General features: G+C 55.0%; 14 protein-coding genes. 8 read left to right on the top strand and 6 right to left on the bottom strand.

The window, feature by feature from the left end; all coding sequences use genetic code 11:
* The first annotated feature begins 94 nt into the window (after positions 1-94).
* The 3 genes from hmsP to ACN9MQ_RS21575 all read left to right on the top strand — a co-directional run bounded on the left by hmsP (position 95) and on the right by ACN9MQ_RS21575 (position 5,267).
* Positions 95-2,101: a biofilm formation regulator HmsP gene (hmsP, locus tag ACN9MQ_RS21585; RefSeq protein WP_025202803.1), complete on the top strand. Its 2,007-nt coding sequence runs from the start codon at positions 95-97 to the stop codon at positions 2,099-2,101.
* 159 nt (positions 2,102-2,260) lie between these two features.
* Positions 2,261-3,547, top strand: coding sequence for a dicarboxylate/amino acid:cation symporter (locus ACN9MQ_RS21580; RefSeq protein WP_014172087.1), 1,287 nt, complete (start codon positions 2,261-2,263; stop codon positions 3,545-3,547).
* Positions 3,548-3,773: 226 nt separating this feature from the next.
* Positions 3,774-5,267, top strand: a complete 1,494-nt coding sequence (locus ACN9MQ_RS21575; protein WP_025202804.1) for a M16 family metallopeptidase — start codon at positions 3,774-3,776, stop codon at positions 5,265-5,267.
* A 45-nt stretch (positions 5,268-5,312) separates the two neighbouring features.
* Here ACN9MQ_RS21575 and ACN9MQ_RS21570 read toward each other — a convergent pair whose 3' ends face one another.
* Positions 5,313-6,242, bottom strand: coding sequence for a sugar kinase (locus ACN9MQ_RS21570; protein ID WP_020884489.1), 930 nt, complete (start codon positions 6,240-6,242; stop codon positions 5,313-5,315).
* Between the two features lie 228 nt (positions 6,243-6,470).
* On the opposite strand from ACN9MQ_RS21570, the gene pdeH reads away from it, so the two are divergent.
* A complete protein-coding gene (pdeH, locus tag ACN9MQ_RS21565) occupies positions 6,471-7,244 on the top strand; it encodes a cyclic-guanylate-specific phosphodiesterase (RefSeq protein ID WP_020884490.1) in 774 nt (257 codons plus the stop codon).
* A 65-nt stretch (positions 7,245-7,309) separates the two neighbouring features.
* On the top strand, positions 7,310-9,352 hold the full coding sequence (locus ACN9MQ_RS21560) for an AsmA family protein (protein ID WP_426021574.1): 2,043 nt from the start codon (positions 7,310-7,312) through the stop codon (positions 9,350-9,352).
* Between the two features lie 60 nt (positions 9,353-9,412).
* Here the strand turns inward: ACN9MQ_RS21560 and ACN9MQ_RS21555 are convergent, their stop codons facing one another.
* The 3 genes from ACN9MQ_RS21555 to ACN9MQ_RS21545 all read right to left on the bottom strand — a co-directional run bounded on the left by ACN9MQ_RS21555 (position 9,413) and on the right by ACN9MQ_RS21545 (position 12,972).
* Positions 9,413-10,735 (bottom strand): MFS transporter, encoded by a 1,323-nt coding sequence (locus tag ACN9MQ_RS21555; RefSeq protein ID WP_014172082.1) that lies wholly within the window; start codon positions 10,733-10,735, stop codon positions 9,413-9,415.
* 261 nt (positions 10,736-10,996) lie between these two features.
* Positions 10,997-12,022 carry an inner membrane protein YhjD gene (gene yhjD, locus ACN9MQ_RS21550; protein WP_020884492.1) on the bottom strand — a complete coding sequence of 342 codons (1,026 nt, stop codon included), beginning with the start codon at positions 12,020-12,022 and terminating at the stop codon, positions 10,997-10,999.
* A gap of 50 nt (positions 12,023-12,072) precedes the next feature.
* A complete protein-coding gene (locus ACN9MQ_RS21545; RefSeq protein WP_014172080.1) occupies positions 12,073-12,972 on the bottom strand; it encodes a LysR family transcriptional regulator in 900 nt (299 codons plus the stop codon).
* 119 nt (positions 12,973-13,091) lie between these two features.
* On the opposite strand from ACN9MQ_RS21545, the gene ACN9MQ_RS21540 reads away from it, so the two are divergent.
* Complete coding sequence (locus ACN9MQ_RS21540; protein WP_252070182.1) at positions 13,092-13,850, top strand: SDR family NAD(P)-dependent oxidoreductase; 759 nt, start codon at positions 13,092-13,094, stop codon at positions 13,848-13,850.
* Positions 13,851-14,023: 173 nt separating this feature from the next.
* On the top strand, positions 14,024-14,626 hold the full coding sequence (locus tag ACN9MQ_RS21535; RefSeq protein WP_150344207.1) for a response regulator transcription factor: 603 nt from the start codon (positions 14,024-14,026) through the stop codon (positions 14,624-14,626).
* On the opposite strand, the gene ACN9MQ_RS21530 is transcribed toward ACN9MQ_RS21535, so the two are convergent.
* Positions 14,605-14,943, bottom strand: coding sequence for a lysozyme (locus ACN9MQ_RS21530; RefSeq protein ID WP_426021573.1), 339 nt, complete (start codon positions 14,941-14,943; stop codon positions 14,605-14,607). The genes ACN9MQ_RS21535 and ACN9MQ_RS21530 overlap by 22 nt on opposite strands.
* Before the next feature lie 71 nt (positions 14,944-15,014).
* On the bottom strand, positions 15,015-15,554 hold the full coding sequence (locus ACN9MQ_RS21525; RefSeq protein ID WP_148576910.1) for a GNAT family N-acetyltransferase: 540 nt from the start codon (positions 15,552-15,554) through the stop codon (positions 15,015-15,017).
* A 148-nt stretch (positions 15,555-15,702) separates the two neighbouring features.
* Here ACN9MQ_RS21525 and ACN9MQ_RS21520 point away from each other — a divergent pair, with 148 nt between their 5' ends.
* Entirely contained in the window at positions 15,703-17,292 is a 1,590-nt protein-coding gene (locus ACN9MQ_RS21520; protein ID WP_422714506.1) for an STY4199 family HEPN domain-containing protein, read from the top strand.
* Positions 17,293-17,342 lie beyond the last annotated feature (50 nt).

Here is a 17,342-nt window from a genome sequence, read left to right as displayed (position 1 = left end):
AGTCTCTCTTAAAAGTACAGCAATCGGGTATACTCAGGCGCACCAGGTTTACACCCTGGTGCGCCCTGTGCTTCGAGTTTTGTGGAGAGTCATTTTGCGTGTCAGCCGTTCCTTAACTATCAAACAGATGGCGATGGTTTCTGCCGTCACAATGCTGTTTGTACTCCTTTTTTGCGTAATTTTGCTGTTTCATTCCGTACAGCAGAATCGCTATAACACGGCTTCGCAATTAGAAAGTATTGCCCGCTCGGTGCGTGGCCCGCTCTCTGCCTCTATTTTGAAAGGGGATATTCCCGAAGCGGAAACCATTTTAAAACGCATTCAGCCTGCCGGTGTCGTGAGCCGCGCAGACGTGGTGTTACCCAATCAGTTTCAGGCGCTGCGGATGAGTTTTATCCCCGAGCGACCGGTCCCCATGATGGTGATGCGACTGTTTGAACTGCCGGTGCAGATTTCGCTGCCGGTCTATTCGCTTGAGCGTCCCGCGAATCCACAGCCGTTGGCCTACCTTGTTCTGCAGGCGGACTCGTACCGCATGTACAAGTTCGTCATGAGCTGGGTTGTCACGTTAGTGACCACTTGCTTACTTATGACGCTTATTCTGAGCGTGGCGCTGACCTGGTGTATTAACCGTCTGATTGTGCATCCGCTACGCCGGATTGCCCGGGAGTTGAACACGCTTTCACCGCAGGACCAGGTGGGGCATCAGCTTCCGCTGCCGCGTCTTCATCATGATGACGAGATTGGTATGCTGGTACGCAGCTATAACCTCAACCAGCAGCGGATGCAGCGCCAGCAGGATGAGCTGAACAGCAGCGCGACGCGCTTCCCGGTCTCGGAGCTGCCCAATAAAGCCTTCCTGATGGCGATGCTGGAACAGACTGTTGCCCGCCAGCAAACCACCGCGCTGATGGTGATCGCCTGTGAAACCCTGCAGGACACCGCCGGCGTGCTCAAAGAGAACCAGCGTGAAATGCTGCTCCTGACGCTGGTGGAGAAAGTGAAGTCCGTGCTGGCCCCGCGCATGGTGCTGACCCAGGTCAGCGGGTATGACCTGGTGGTGATTGCCAACGGCGTGAAAGAGCCGTGGCATGCGATCACGTTAGGTCAGCAAGTACTCACTGTCATTAATGAGCGGCTGCCCATTCAGGGCATCCAGCTTCGTCCAAGCGCCAGTATCGGTATTGCGATGTACTACGGTGACTTAACGGCGGAACAGCTTTACCGTCGTGCTTTCTCGGCGGCGTTTACCGCCCGGCGCAAAGGGAAAAATCAGATCCAGTTCTTCGACCCGGAACAGATGGAAAGGGCGCAGCAGCGCCTGACGGAAGAGAGCGACATTTTGACCGCGCTGGATAACCGTCAGTTTGCCCTCTGGCTCCAGCCGCAGGTGAATTTGCTGACGGGCGAGGTGATCAGCGCGGAAGCGCTGCTGCGCGTGCAGCAGCCGGATGGTTCATGGGAATTGCCGGAAGGGCTCATTGAGCGCATCGAATCCTGTGGCCTGATGGTCACCGTCGGTTACTGGGTGCTGGAGGAGTCGTGCCGACAGCTTGCTGCCTGGCAGGAACGAGGCGTGACGCTCCCGCTGTCGGTCAACTTGTCCGCCCTGCAGCTGATGCATCCGACCATGGTGTCTGAGATGCTGGAGCTGATCCATCGTTACCGGATCAAGCCTGATACGCTGACGCTGGAAGTCACGGAAAGCCGGCGTATTGACGATCCTAATGAGGCGGTCGCGATTCTGAAACCGCTGCGTAATGCCGGTATACGCATCGCGCTGGACGATTTCGGTATGGGTTATGCCGGGCTGCGTCAGCTCCAGCATATGAAAACCCTGCCGGTGGATGTGCTGAAAATCGACAAAGCCTTTGTTGAAGGGTTGCCGGAAGACAGCAGCATGGTCCAGGCCATTATCCAGCTGGCCCGCAGCCTGAAACTGCAGCTGATTGCCGAAGGGATTGAGACAGACGCGCAGCGCACCTGGCTGGCTGAAGCGGGCGTGGAGGGCGGACAGGGCTTCCTGTTTGCACCGGCTGTTCCGTCGGATGTCTTTGAACAACGCTACCTTTCCGGTGGGGACAATAGCGCAAACGTGTAATTTTGTTGCTGGCTTGTGCGAGCCAGCTCAAAGTTCTTAACATTTGTGTTTCAAATTTGAACTGGGTTTATTTCTGTCCTGTTATACGGGTGTTATTTTAGAGCCGCAGGTTAACCATAACCTTACAAAGCCTGTGGTTTTTCTTCCCAAGGACACCCTATGAAAACCTCACTCTTCAAAAGTCTCTATTTTCAGGTCCTGACAGCCATCGCAATCGGTATTTTGCTTGGTCACTATTACCCTGAACTTGGCGCACAAATGAAACCGCTTGGCGACGCATTCGTTAAGCTCATCAAAATGGTCATCGCCCCGGTGATCTTCTGTACCGTCGTGACGGGCATCGCTGGCATGGAAAGCATGAAGGCGGTAGGCCGTACCGGTGCAGTGGCGCTTCTCTATTTCGAAGTGGTCAGTACCCTTGCGCTGATTATTGGTCTTATCATCGTGAACGTGGTGCAGCCCGGCGCGGGGATGAACGTTGACCCGTCGACGCTGGATGCCAAAGCGGTCGCGGTGTATGCCGATCAGGCGAAAGACCAGGGGGTAGTGGCCTTCCTGCTGGACGTTATCCCAGGCAGCGTCATTGGTGCATTTGCCAGCGGCAACATTCTGCAGGTGCTGCTGTTTGCCGTCATGTTTGGCTTTGCCCTGCACCGTCTGGGCAACAAAGGCCAGCTGATCTTTAACGTCATCGAAAGCTTCTCGCAGGTCATCTTCGGCATCATCAATATGATCATGCGCCTGGCGCCTATTGGGGCCTTCGGTGCGATGGCATTCACCATCGGTAAGTACGGCGTGGGTACCCTGGTGCAGCTGGGCCAGCTCATCATCTGCTTCTATATCACCTGTATTCTGTTCGTGGTGGTGGTGCTGGGCTCAATCGCCCGCGCGGCAGGGTTCAGCATTTTCAAATTTATCCGTTATATCCGCGAAGAGCTGCTGATTGTTCTGGGGACCTCTTCATCCGAATCGGCCCTGCCGCGCATGCTCGATAAGATGGAAAAGCTGGGCTGCCGTAAATCGGTGGTGGGGCTGGTCATCCCGACGGGCTACTCCTTCAACCTTGATGGCACCTCGATATACCTGACAATGGCGGCCGTGTTTATCGCTCAGGCGACCAATAGCCATATGGACATTTTCCATCAGGTTACCCTGCTGGTGGTGCTCCTGCTCTCGTCTAAAGGGGCCGCAGGTGTTACTGGCAGTGGCTTTATCGTGCTGGCGGCCACCATTTCCGCGGTCGGACACCTGCCGGTGGCGGGGCTGGCGCTGATTCTCGGTATTGACCGCTTTATGTCTGAAGCCCGTGCCTTAACCAACCTCGTAGGTAACGGTGTGGCAACGGTAGTCGTGGCAAAATGGGTGAAAGAGCTGGATCACAAAAAGCTCGACGATACGTTAAATAATCGCCAGTCAGACAGCAAAACTCCTGGTTTATCCTCTTAATATTGTCACAAATGCCCGCATTCCCTTGTCGGGATGCGGGCTCCTGCGCATAATAACTGTTCGTACCTGTCATAATTCGACAAGATTTTTTTTGGGTATATTTCACTTCTGACCGTGACGTTTTGTAGAACACGCGGTCTAATCGACGTGTTTTCATCGTCATCTTTTAGAGTGAAACGCGTCGCGAGACACTCTCTTTAACCAGGAATGTTGATCAGGGGTTCACATGCAGGGCACAAAAATTCGACTCTTAACCGGCGGTTTGCTGATGATGGCAGCAGCCAGTTATGTGCAGGCAGATGCGCTCCAGCCAGACCCGGCCTGGCAACAAGGGACACTAGCGAACGGTTTTCAGTGGCAGGTTTTAGCCACCCCACAACGTCCAAGTGACCGTGTTGAAATCCGTCTGTCTGTTAATACCGGCTCCCTCACGGAAAGCACTCAGCAAACCGGTTTTAGCCATTTTATTCCCCGACTGGCGCTCACGCAGAGCGGCAGTTTACAAGCAGTTCAGGTGCGTTCGCTCTGGCAACAGGCCATTGATCCGAAACGCCCGCTTCCGCCGGCCGTGGTCTCGTATGACTACACCATGTTCAACCTGAGCCTGCCAAATAACCGTAACGACCTGCTCAAAGAAGCCCTTACGTATCTCGCCGATGCGTCGGGCAATCTGGCGATTACGCCGGAAACCGTTAACTATGCGCTGAGCAACAGTGACATGGTTGCCACCTGGCCTGTGGACACCAAAGAGGGCTGGTGGCGTTACCGCCTGAAGGGTTCAACGCTGCTTGGGCATGACCCGGCCGAGCCGCTGAAACAGCCGGTGGACGCTGAGCAGGTAAAATCGTTCTACCAGAAATGGTACACCCCGGACGCGATGACGCTTATCGTGGTGGGGAATGTGGACAGCCGTGCGGTGGTGGAGCAGATCAACAAAGCGTTTGGCGAACTGAAAGGCAAACGCGAAACACCGGCCCCTGTCCCAACGCTCTCTCCGCTGCGCGCAGAGCCTGTCAGCATTATGACGGATACCGTTCGTCAGGACCGCCTCTCCGTCATGTGGGATAACGCCTGGCAGCCAATCCGTGAGTCAGCGGCGCTGCTGCGCTACTGGCGTGCCGATCTGGCGCGTGAAGCGCTGTTCTGGCACGTTCAGCAGACGCTCAGCAAGAATAACGTGAAGAATATCGGTCTCGGCTTTGACTGCCGCGTGTTGTTCCAGCGTGCACAGTGTGCCATTAACGTTGAATCGCCGGGCGATAAGCTGAATGCGAATCTGGGCGTGGTGGCAAAAGAGCTGGCAAAAGTGCGCAAAGAGGGTCTGTCGGAAGAAGAGTTCAATGCGCTGGTCGCGCAGAAAAAACTTGAGCTGCAGAAGCTGTTTGCAACGTATGCCCGCGCCGATACCGACATTCTGATCAGCCAGCGTATTCGCTCACTGCAGAATCAGGTGGTGGATATCGCGCCGGAGCAGTACCAGAAGCTTCGTCAGGACTTCCTGGAGGGGTTGACCGTCGATATGTTGAATCAGGACTTACGTCAGCAGCTGTCGCAGGAAATGGCGTTGATTCTTCTGCAGCCGAAAGGCGAGCCGGAATATGACATGAAGGAACTTCAGTCGACCTGGAATACCATTATGGCCTCCACGCCGCAGCCATCGCAGGCTGCTACGGCAGATGATTTGCATCAGGACGCAACGGATATCCCGCAGGGGCAGTAATGCCCCTCATCCAGAACCCTCTCCCTGTCGGAGAGGGTTTTGTTTTTACTGTGGCATTGCCTCACGCGGAATAATTGCCCCGCGATACTGGATCACGGTGCTCGCCGTCAGGTGTCCACGCTGGGCCGCCGCTTCTGGCGTCCCGCCCGTCAAACGCACCGCCAGATAGCCCGCACTGAATGAATCACCCGCCGCCGTCGTATCAATCACTTTCTCTTTCGGCAACGTCACCGCAGGGACGTCGATGACGGCTTCACCTTCGATGGCGACCAGACACGAATCAGCCCCGCGCTTAATCACCACTTCACTTACGCCGGCGGCCTGCGTACGCGCAATCACCTCATCAACGGGTTTCTCACCCCACAGCGCATCTTCATCATCGAGCGTCAGGAAGGCGATATCGGTGCATTGCAGTATCTGCTGATAAACCTGCTGCGTCTCTTCACGGCTGGCCCACAGGCGCGGACGGTAGTTATTATCGAAAATAACCTTGCCGCCATTGGCGCGGCATTCACGCAGTAACGACAGCAGCTTTTCACGGCTGGCTGAGCTTAAAATAGCCAGGCTAATCCCGCTCAGATAAAGATAATCAAAGGTGGCTAACGCTTCGCAGATGGCAGCCGCATCGTCGCTCTCCAGCCAGAATTTGGCCGCGGCTTCGTTACGCCAGTAGTAGAAGGTCCGCTCGCCGGTATCGTCGGTTTCAATGTAGTAAAGCCCCGGCAGGCGGTTTTCCATACGCTGTATCAGCGAGGTGTCCACCTGCTCACTCTGCCAGGCTTCCAGCATTTGCTGGCTGAAACTGTCCGTCCCCAGGGCGGTGACGTAGTTCACGGTAAGGGCCTCAGGGGCAACCTGACGGGCAATATAAACGGAGGTGTTTAACGTATCGCCACCAAAACCGCGGCTGACTTCCGCGCCTTTTTGTGACAGCTCAATCATGCATTCGCCAATCACGGCAATTTTCTTGGTCATAGTCGTGAACCTGAACAGAGTAATTTTCGGTAGTGTGCGCTGAGTGAATTATGCGGTCAACTATATTAAAACGACGTTCCATTATTTTATTTGAGCCAGCGCGTGTTCCTGTTAATTTCTGCCCGCTTAATTTCATTTTCCCGGTGAATTGAACATAAAGTTCTCAATTGCCGGGCCGATAACCCTTTGACGAGTCCAGAAAGGCCATCCAACAACAGGACATCTGAAATGAAGTCAGAGCAGGTTATCCAGCGGCTGAGCACTACGCCTGAGGCAAGTATTGAGAACTTGCAGGAGCATCGCTACTGGCTGCAATGTGAGCGTGCGTACACTTATCAGCCGATCTACCGAACGGACGGTCGACTGATGGCTATTGAAATTTTGACCGTCGTGACGCACCCGTCAAACCCCTCACAGCGTATCGCACCGGACCGCTATTTTGCCGAAGTTGCCGTGCGCCAGCGCCTGGATGTGCTGGAAGAACAGCTCCGTATGCTGGCAACCAAACAGGCCTTTTTCGAACAGCACGCCATCCTCGCCTCGGTCAACGTCGATGGACCCACCTTGCTGGCGCTGCGCCAGAACGCGAAATTACAGGAGCTGATCGCCTCCTTACCGTGGATGCGCTTTGAGCTGGTGGAGCATGTTCGTCTGCCACAGGACTCATCATTTGCCTCGATGTGCGAATTCGGCCCGCTGTGGCTGGATGACTTTGGCACCGGGATGGCGAACTTCTCTGCCCTCAGCGAAGTGCGTTACGACTACATTAAAGTGGCCCGCGACCTGTTCATTATGCTGCGCCAGACCCCGGAAGGGCGGAACCTGTTTACGCTGTTATTACAGCTGATGAACCGCTACTGCCAGGGCGTGATAGTGGAAGGCGTGGAAACGCTGGAAGAGTGGCGTGATGTGCAAAATTCTCCCGCGGCGGCGGCACAAGGCTATTTCCTCTCTCGTCCGGTCCCAATGGATACCCTCGATTCCGTGATAACGATCCTCTGATCTGCCCGCTTCCCTTTGTCTGAACTATAGTTTTACAGGTAAGGTCATCAGGAAAGGGGATAACAATGACAAAAACAACCAGGGTAATCTCCTGGACAGCAGGGATTTTATTGTTGTTGATCGTGGTCGCCGTCGTCATTATCGCGACGTTTGACTGGAACCGCCTTAAGCCGACCATCAACCAGAAAGTCTCCACCGAACTCAATCGCCCCTTCGCCATACGCGGCGATCTCGGGGTGGTGTGGGAACGCCAGAAAGAGGAGACCGGCTGGCGAAGCTGGATCCCCTGGCCGCATGTCCACGCCGACGACATCATTCTCGGCAACCCGCCGGATATTCCTGACGTGACAATGGTGCATTTGCCCCGCGTAGAAGCCACGCTGGCCCCGTTAGCGCTACTGACCAAAACGGTTTACCTGCCGTGGATCAAGGTTCAGCAGCCCGATGCGCGTCTGATCCGCCTTTCCGAAAAGAACAACAACTGGACGTTTGATCTCGCCAGCAGCGACGAAAAAGATCCCAATGCGCAGCCCTCATCATGGTCATTCCGTCTCGACAATATTCTCTTCGATCGCGGGCGGATCGCCATCGACGACAAGGTCAGCAAAGCTGATATCGAGATCCTGGTCGATCCGTTGGGCAAACCGCTGCCGTTTAGCGAAGTGACCGGCGCAAAAGCGAAGGGCGATAATGCCAAAGCCGGGGATTATGTTTTCGGCCTGAAGGCCGAAGGGCGCTACAAAGGGCAGCCCCTGACCGGCACCGGTAAAATTGGCGGCATGCTGGCGCTCCGAAGCGACTCGACGCCGTTTCCTGTGCAGGCGGATTTCCGCTCCGGGAACACGCGGGTGGCCTTCACCGGGACCGTCAACGACCCTATGAACATGGGCGGCGTTGATCTGCGGCTGAAATTTGCCGGTGATTCGCTGGGTGAACTGTATGAACTCACTGGCGTCCTGCTGCCAGATACGCCACCGTTTGAGACGGACGGGCATCTGGTGGCAAAAATCGACACGGAAAAATCGTCAGTATTTGATTATCGCGATTTCAATGGCCGTATTGGCGACAGCGATATCCATGGCTCGTTGACCTACACCACCGGAAAACCGCGTCCGAAACTGGAAGGCGATGTGGAGTCTCGCCAGCTGCGGCTGGCCGATTTGGGGCCGCTAATCGGGATTGATTCCGGTAAAGGCACGAAATCAAAAGAGGTGAAGAAAGATCGCCAGCCGGCGGGGAAAGTCCTGCCTTACGATCGCTTTGAGACCGATAAGTGGGACGTAATGGATGCGGATGTTCGCTTTAAAGGGGGCAAAATCGAACATGGCAGTACGCTGCCGATCAGCAATCTTTCGACCCATATCCTGCTTAAAAATGCCGATTTACGCCTGCAGCCGCTGAAGTTTGGTATGGCGGGTGGGACCCTCTCATCGAACATTCACCTCGAAGGCGATAAAAAGCCGATGCAGGGGCGTGCCGATATCAAGGCCCGCCGGCTCAAACTGAAAGAGCTGATGCCGAACGTGGAATTGATGCAGAAAACCCTGGGTGAAATGAACGGCGATGCCGATATCCGCGGCGTGGGGAATTCCGTGGCTGCACTGCTCGGGAGCAGTAACGGTAACCTGAAGCTTCTGATGAATGACGGGCTGGTGAGCCGTAACCTGATGGAGATCCTGGGGCTGAACGTCGGGAACTACGTCATCGGGCAAATCTTCGGTGATGATGAGGTGCGGGTGAACTGTGCGGCGGCCAACCTGGATCTGGTCAACGGCGTGGCGCGCCCGCAGATTTTTGCCTTCGATACGGAGAACGCGGTCATCAACGTGACCGGCACCGCCAGTATGGCCTCCGAGCAGCTTGATTTAACCATCGATCCGGAAAGTAAGGGGATTCGTATCATCACCCTGCGTTCGCCGCTCTACGTGCGTGGGACCTTTAAAAATCCGCAGGCGGGTGTAAAACCCGGTCCGCTGATTGCGCGCGGCGCGGTGGCGGCAGCACTCGCGACGCTGGTTACGCCAGCGGCGGCGCTGTTGGCGTTAATTTCGCCGTCAGAAGGGGATGCGAATCAGTGCCGGAACATTTTGTCGCAGATGAAAAAATAACGTACGGCTTTCGGGACCTTTACCCTCTCCCTGGGGGAGAGGGTATCAGGCCGCGGTGAATTACAGAGACTGGTGCTTTGTCTCGTGGGTCAGCAGCAGGGCAATCAGCGTCAACGCTGCCATGGCGGCCAGGTAAACGCCCACGTAGAACAGGCCATAATTTGCCTGCAGCCAGGTGGCGATATAAGGCGCAACGGACGCACCCAGAATAGAGGCAACGTTATAGGAGAACGACGCACCGGTATAACGCACTTCCGTCGGGAACAGCTCTGGCAGCAGCGCGCCCATCGGGCCGAAGGTCAGGCCCATCAGGCTAAGACCAATGAGCAGGTACGCCATCACCAGCGCAGGGCTACCTGAACCCAGCAGCGGCGGGAAGACGAACAGGGCAAACAGAATGATCAGCGTGGTAATAACAATCATGCTTGAGCGACGACCAAACTTATCCGCCAGCAGGCCGGCAATCGGCACCATGACGCCAAACCCAATGACCGCCATCATCAACATCCACAGCACTTCGTTACGCGGCAGGCCGAGCCCAACCGGCGCGGCGGCGGTGCTGAACGTCATTGAATAGACCGTCATGATATAGAACAGCGTGTAGGTCGCGAGCATGATAAACGTGCCCAGTACCGTCACGCGGACGTGTTTAGTCAGCAGCGTACCCAGCGGCACTTTTACCTGTTTTTTCGCGGCGGCAACTTTAGCGAAAACCGGCGTTTCGTGAAGTGACACGCGGACATACAGGCCAATCAGCACCAGCACGGCGGAGAAGACGAACGGAATACGCCAGCCCCAGCTCATGAACTGTTCGTCCGTCAGCAGCCAGGAGAGCAGCAGGAAAGTCCCGTTCGCAAAGAAGAAGCCAATCGGTGCGCCAAGCTGCGGGAATGAACCGTACAGCGCGCGTTTGCGTGCCGGTGCGTTCTCCGTGGCCAGCAGCGCCGCACCCCCCCATTCACCGCCCAGCCCCAGACCCTGACCAAAACGCGCCAGCGCCAGCAGCATCGGGGCCAGAATACCAATGGTTTCGTAGGTAGGCAGCAAGCCGATAGCGACGGTGGAGATCCCCATCGTCAGCAGCGAGGCCACCAGCGTGACCTTACGGCCGATGCGATCGCCGAAGTGTCCAAACAGGGCAGAGCCAATCGGACGCGCAACAAACGCGATCGCAAAGGTAGCCAGAGACTGCAGCGTAGCTGCCGTCGGGTCACCCTGCGGGAAGAAAATATGCGGGAAGACAATGACCGCTGCGGTGGCATAAATGTAAAAGTCGAAGAACTCAATGGCGGTGCCAATCAGCGAGGCGACGACAACTTTGTTTCGCGAGTTAACCGGCGCGGTTTCCGCACCGGAGTCGAGTGTTGTGGCTGTTGCTTGCATAATATTTTCTTATTTTTAGTCGGACGAAAGGCCATATTACGCACAGCAAAAGCGACATTTCAATCTGTAACAAAGCCGCGCGCTGGTGATAAAAGCAACAAAAAGCGGATAATGTTCAGGCCAGACAAAACACTTCCATGAAATGCTTCACAGTTTTCAGATATCAGCTGATAAAACTGGTTTTTGGTTAAATAAAAGTTACGGACTGGATTTATATGCTGAAATGATGAATCGGGCTGAAGTTTCAGCCCGGGAGAGACGTTATCGGTGTGTTTTACCCGGCATTCGCGGGTCGTCTTTGTACTCGGCGGTGGCAATCCATGCCGCGCAGAACAAGGTCAGGCGGGCGAAGAAGTAGAAGAACGCCATCAGCCCCAGCACCGAGCCAAACGCCGCGCCAGAAGGGGATTTCACCAGCGATGGCAGAGTGTAAGTCATCACAATTTTGATCACTTCAAAGCCTATCGCCGCAATCAATGTGCCGCGGATCAGCGCCTTCTTACGCGGACGATGGCGGGGCAAGCGCCAGAAGATCCAGAAGAACAGCAGATAGTTGGCGAAGATGGAAATAGCCAGTCCAATGCCGCGCCACGCGGGCTTCAGCCATTCGATGTAATCCAGATAGAGCGCAGAGATAATCATCTGCTGCGCCGAACCGGCGACAGAGGTGATGGAGAGCGTCACAATCAGCGCGACGAGCAGGCCAATCAGCGAAACAAAGTCGCGAAGATACTTAACCCAGATTTTCTCCTGGTCCTGAGGCTTACGCTCCCACACCTCACGCGACTGGGCACGAATGGCCTCGCGGAGGTTGCCCATCCAGTTAATCCCGGAGTAAAGGGCAATCAACAGACCGACGATACCGACCGTCGTACGTTGCTGTACGGCGGTATTAATGGTGTTTTTGAGCGTGGTGGCGAGGGTCGGATCACTGACGTTATTCAGGATTTTATTGAAGATATCCTGCAGCAGCGTTGGGTGTGACGCGAGCACAAAACCGGCTGCGGCAAAAGACACCATCAGGATCGGGATCATCGATAAAAAAGAGAAATAGGTGATGGCAGCCCCAAACTGGTTACCCATGCGGTCATTAAACCGCTCTGTCGCGCGTATCAGGTGCGCAATCATGGGGAACTGCTGTATCCGCTCTGCCAGGCTGGTGACAGTCCCCAGCGCTTTGCTGGCGGTGCCTGGCATTTTTACTTCTTCGGGCCCGGTTTCCATCTTCTGGATGGGTTCGTAATCTAAATGTTGGGTAGGTCGTTGCGGGTTGTTTTCCGGCGTCACGCGACTTTTCCTTTTCGTTTGGCTGGATGTTATTGAATTATAGCTTGCGACTAATCCACGTAAGCTTTTGTGAGTGCAGTCAGCCACTCCATAAACAGATGTACCCGACGGGAGAGGTTGCGCCGGTGGGGATAAATCAGCGATACCGGCATCGGTTCCGCCCGGTACTGCGGGAGAACTTCAATCAACTTCCTGGTGCGCAGAGCGTCACGCACGCCAACGCGCGGCACCTGGATAATACCCAGTCCGGCGATGCACGCCGCCTGATACGTTTCTGTGCTGTTGACGGTTAAGACCCCGCCCGTCTTCACCCACTGCGTCGACGTGCCGTTATAAAATTCAAAGCCCTGGGGACGTGTTCCCAGCGTGGCGGCATAGTGAATGACGGCGTGTGAACCCAAATCTTCCAGCGTTTCCGGATAGCCAAAACGCGTGACATAATCCGGGCTGGCGCAGTTAATCACCGACAGCTTACCCAGCGGGCGGGCGATAAGTCCCGAGTCTTTGAGCGCGCCGACGCGTACCACACAATCAAACCCTTCACGAATAACATCCACCAGGCGATCGCTGCTGCTAAGTTCCAGCTCGATGCCCGGATATTGCTGCAGAAAAGCAGGCAGTTTGGGGATGACTAAATTTCGAGCAACGCTGACGGGCATATCCACGCGTAACCGACCGCTGATGGTGGAGGGGTCATGCTGGAACATACCGTCCAGTTCATCCAGGTTTGTCAGAAGATCTTTTGCCCGCTCGTAATACACCATGCCGTCCTGCGTCAGGCTTACGCGACGCGTGGTTCGGTGCAATAGCTGGGTTCCCAGTCGGTTTTCCAGCGCCTGAATTTGCCGCGAAACACTGCCTTTCGGCAGCGTCAGTGACTCCGCCGCCCGGGAAAAACTCTCCAGTTCCGCGACACGAACAAACAGCTGCATTGCGTGAATTTTATCCATAGACGAAGCTCATTGTTGTTGCAATTGAAACAGTGAAGCGCTCTGCGACATCTTTATTGATCTTCTATCACCTAATAAGCTCTTTCTCAATCTCCACAACAGTCAAAACGAGGTTTCTTATGTCTGAACGTATTGCATTAGTCACAGGTGGTAGCCGTGGTCTGGGTAAAAACGCGGCCTTAAAGCTGGCAGCAGACGGAACGGGAATTATCCTGACCTATAACCGAAGCCAACAGGACGCGCTGGATGTTGTGTGCGAAATTCAGCAAAAAGGCGTTAACGCGGCGGCTTTGCAGCTCAACGTCGGAGATGTTGCCAGTTTCGACCTTTTTGCCGCTCAGCTTCAGGAAATCCTTAAGACCGTATGGCAGCGTGAAACCTTTGATTATTTATTAAACAATGCCGGGACGGGCTTGTACGCGCCCTATGCCGAGACAACGGAAGCCCAGTTTGATGAGGCGCTGAATATCCATTTCAAAGGGCCTTTTTTCCTGACGCAGCGTTTGCTTCCCTTGCTGAACGACGGTGGGCGGATCCTGAACGTCTCCAGCGGGCTGGCCCGTTTTACGCAATCCGGTTCCGGCACCTATGCGGCAATGAAAGGGGCGATGGAAGTGCTGACCCGCTACCAGGCGAAAGAGCTGGGCGCGCGCGGTATCTCCGTCAATATCATTGCTCCCGGTGCGATAGAAACCGACTTTGGCGGCGGACGCGTGCGTGACAACGCGCAGCTTAACCAGATGCTGGCATCACAGACGGCGCTCGGGCGCGTAGGGCTGCCGGATGATATCGGTGATGCCATTGCGGCGCTGCTCAGCGATAAACTGGGCTGGATGAATGCGCAACGTATTGAAGTATCAGGCGGTATGTTCCTGTGATGCCTTCGCTTAAGGGGATGGAACCTCTTAAGGAAATCCTCAAATTGAATGTGTCCAGATACTGGGAGATATAAATAACACTGGTGGATTTGTAACGTCTCCGTTCATTGAGTTTTTTCTTAAATAATGCCTCTGTAGAATCTCCCTTCGCGACTCTCAGAGGGAGAAAAACGATGCGGGTAATTATGTTTGACAGGCAGTCCCTGTTTATTCACGGAGCGATACACAGTCTTCAGAAATTAATTCCGGAAATAAATATTACGGGAAGCTGTCAGGCAGAAGATTTACGGGCGCAAATTTCAGCGTCACCCTCGGCTATCGTCATGATTGACGGGAATTTAATTGAGGATGAGGGGATCGGCTGGCTGGAAGCGATCATGCAGCGTTTCCCGACGATACGCGTGGTAATGGTTCTGGCTAAAAAAGAGGCCCGATGGGTTGAGCAATTGCTGCAGCGAAACGTGATGGCCATTGTTCCCCGCAATGCGCACCCGGAGCGCTTTTCCGCGGTGCTGGATTCGGTCTCCCGAGGAATGGTGTGCTTCCCCGGTGAGTGGGTGAGGCAACCGTCGGCGCCGCAGGCGTTATTATCCTTAAGCGAACGCCAGCGCGAAGTCCTGAAGTTACTGGCGGCGGGGGAGTCCAATAAAGAGATCGGGCGCAATCTCAACATCAGCGCCGCCACGGTGAAAGCGCACCTGGAAGCGCTTTTCCGCCGCCTGGAGGTGAAAAACAGAACCCAGGCCGCGATGTACTATACCCGGGCGACGGCCTGAAGAATTGCGGTCGGGAGTGAGGTCGTCTCACCGAAACTGAGCATCATTAACACCAGCGCGTCGTGCTGCTGTTGGGTTAACGGGCGTTTAAATTTTTCCCGCAGCAGCGTTTCGCACAGCTGAATATCATCGTGAAGTAAATATTCAGCCTGTAGCGGCGTGATAAGACGCTGAAAACATTCGCCCTGGCGAATAACATGGCCATAGCCAATAACCCATAAACCGTTTTCATCACGATATTTCTCCAGAGAAAGCCCCTGGTGTTTTTTTATTAACGCAATGGCGGCAGAAGATGTCTTCAGCGCATGACCTTTCATATTCGTTTCCTCTTAATGGCAATATTGTAGAGGAAACGACGCACGCGAAATATCCGCCAAATGGCTATAGATCAGGAATGATTGCTGAGATATTCCTGCTGCAATAAACCGAACAGCCAGTCATTATGCCATTGTCCGCCAAGGTAATAACTCTCGCGTAGCTCGCCCTCCAGACGAAAGCCCGTTTTTTCCAGCAGGCGTCTGGAGGCGATATTCCCCGCCGTGACGGTGGCGGTGAGGCGGCGTATGCCGCCCTGATGAAAGGCGTAACCGCACAGCGCCTGCAGCGATTCGAAGCCGTAGCCTTTCCCCTGGGCCGCAGGTGCAAAAAGAAAACCCACTTCCGCGCAATCGTCATCGCGATGAATATAACCGGTGACGCCGAGCGGTACGCCGGAGGTGGCGTCACGCACAACGAGGCAAAGCCAGTGCGCGCTGCCCGGCGTCCAGGGCGTCAGACGAGATTCGAACGCCTCGCGGATCGCCTCCACGGGGCGATCTTCCGCGACAAAACGCATCACCTCGGGGTCGTGCTGCAACGCCAGGAAAAAGGGCCAGTCATGGTCTTGCAGCGGTGAACAGATAAGACGCGATGTCGTTAAGACAGGCATTCAGATTCTCCTGAAACATTTAAAATGATTTTCGTGGTGTCACTTTATTTCAACAGAAAGTCAGGTATGGTTAACCTCGTATAAATAAAAAGAAAAACGGCCATTACGGGCCCATTCTGGTTGTCTTCGTTGTCGCTTAAGGAAAACAATGACTCTCAGCACAGCACACCCTATCCGCGAACAGTTCGAACACTGTCTGGCGGTTATTCGCCAGGCCTCGGTTGAAATTTTACTTCTCCTGAATGTACATGTTTCTGAGGGAAAAGATCCACGCTGGTTTCTGGAACAACTGGACAGCGCGCGTTTAGGCCTGGGGGGCTGGAATGCGGTTGCGAAGACGCTCAATTTGAATGACGCGGAGATGTCCGAATTCACGCTGCAATTGCGTCTGCTTCAGCAGCGTGTTCCTCAGTACGAAAGCGGTCAGGATGTCAGTGAAAATCAGCTGATTGCCGCGATGCGGTTTGTGACCACCCTGGAGCACCTTCGTTTGCAGCAGCCTCTTCTGACCTACAGCACCGAAGTGGCGCCTGGCAGTGAACTCCAGCAACAACAGGCGCACAAGCAGGTGCGTACGATTGAGTTGATGATAAAAGGGCTGATCCAGCAGGCCTGGCCCGATCAGGTGCGGCTGAATAACCATCTTAAAACCCTGTTTAACGCGGACCGCGTGCGGCGCTGGCTGAAGCTTGGTGACATCAATGATGTGCTGAGCGGCATGATGTTCAGTGAGCTGGCACAGATGCTGGTGGATAAAAAAGAGTTCAGCCGCTACTACGCCTCGCTGTTTAGCGATCCGTCAATGCTCACGCTGATGGTGGAACCGCGGAAAACCCTGCAAACCTTCCTCGATGATATTCGGCAAATCCGCAACAATATTACCGTGCAGAAAGCGTTAAGTTCGGCGCAAATCCAGCTGCTGGATAACTACTACACGCAGATCACCCGACCGGTTCAACGTGCTTTTGAAGAGGGGAGAACCCGCGTCAACCCGGCCGGACTGATGGCGGTGGATGCCAGCGAGCTGCATGCTTTCTGGGAAAAGGCGCAGAAAATGGATCGTGTGACCGGCGGGGATCTCTTTGAGGTTCGTGACACGATTGAAAAACCGACCCAGCGCGCACCGCGCACGCCAGAACAGCGTGAGCAGCTTATTTCCGGCGCGTTATGGGGGGCGGTTGGCGTGATGGTGATTGCCATTGTGGCGGGCGGCTTCTGGCTGGTAACCAGCAGTAAACCCCAGCCTGCAGCCGGGAACGTTGCAGAAACGGCCCAGCCTCAGGAGATGCGCGAAACCCCCTCCTCGCGCGAGACGCTGTCGCGCATGGGCGTGACCTGGGACGAGAATAATTTCCGCTCGGCGATTAACCGCAATGATACCCGGGTGGCGCTGCTGTTTTTGCAGGGAGGGATGGACTGGAAGCTCTCCTGGACGGAAGAGGCGATGTCGGCTGACTATGACGACGTTCTGGAGCTGATGTTGCGCTACCGACAGAACATGGTGGAACAGAAGCCGTGCCGGCGCTTTATCAACACGCTCAGCCATGCCATGTCGAATGGCGAGTCCATGACGTCAATGCGTAAACAGTATCTGAAGGCGTTTTGCACCGTGCCTGCCGTGGTGAAGCGCCAGCAGCATGATCTGGATATGGCGACGCGTCGGGCACAGTCACAGCCGGATGCCACCACAAAAAAATGGCAGTCCATCCAGACCGCCATTTATGAAGTGATTCGTTAATCCTGTCTTCTCCCTCTCCCGGGAGGAGAGGGATGGAATACGGGCATCAG

It is taken from the genome of Enterobacter sp. R-25, assembly GCF_049913205.1.
Classification (GTDB): domain Bacteria; phylum Pseudomonadota; class Gammaproteobacteria; order Enterobacterales; family Enterobacteriaceae; genus Enterobacter; species Enterobacter ludwigii.
This window is presented reverse-complemented; position numbering and strand designations above follow the sequence as displayed.

Excerpts from the sequence above, each read along its gene's own strand:
- ACN9MQ_RS21580 (WP_014172087.1), top strand. The coding sequence starts at position 2,261 with ATGAAAACCTCACTCTTCAAAAGTCTCTATTTTCAGGTCCTGACAGCC.
- ACN9MQ_RS21545 (WP_014172080.1), bottom strand. The coding sequence starts at position 12,972 with ATGGATAAAATTCACGCAATGCAGCTGTTTGTTCGTGTCGCGGAACTG.
- ACN9MQ_RS21570 (WP_020884489.1), bottom strand. The coding sequence starts at position 6,242 with ATGACCAAGAAAATTGCCGTGATTGGCGAATGCATGATTGAGCTGTCA.
- ACN9MQ_RS21530 (WP_426021573.1), bottom strand. The coding sequence starts at position 14,943 with ATGAAAGGTCATGCGCTGAAGACATCTTCTGCCGCCATTGCGTTAATA.
- ACN9MQ_RS21575 (WP_025202804.1), top strand. The coding sequence starts at position 3,774 with ATGCAGGGCACAAAAATTCGACTCTTAACCGGCGGTTTGCTGATGATG.
- ACN9MQ_RS21535 (WP_150344207.1), top strand. The coding sequence starts at position 14,024 with ATGCGGGTAATTATGTTTGACAGGCAGTCCCTGTTTATTCACGGAGCG.
- ACN9MQ_RS21520 (WP_422714506.1), top strand. The coding sequence starts at position 15,703 with ATGACTCTCAGCACAGCACACCCTATCCGCGAACAGTTCGAACACTGT.
- pdeH (WP_020884490.1), top strand. The coding sequence starts at position 6,471 with ATGAAGTCAGAGCAGGTTATCCAGCGGCTGAGCACTACGCCTGAGGCA.
- ACN9MQ_RS21540 (WP_252070182.1), top strand. The coding sequence starts at position 13,092 with ATGTCTGAACGTATTGCATTAGTCACAGGTGGTAGCCGTGGTCTGGGT.
- ACN9MQ_RS21525 (WP_148576910.1), bottom strand. The coding sequence starts at position 15,554 with ATGCCTGTCTTAACGACATCGCGTCTTATCTGTTCACCGCTGCAAGAC.
- ACN9MQ_RS21560 (WP_426021574.1), top strand. The coding sequence starts at position 7,310 with ATGACAAAAACAACCAGGGTAATCTCCTGGACAGCAGGGATTTTATTG.
- ACN9MQ_RS21555 (WP_014172082.1), bottom strand. The coding sequence starts at position 10,735 with ATGCAAGCAACAGCCACAACACTCGACTCCGGTGCGGAAACCGCGCCG.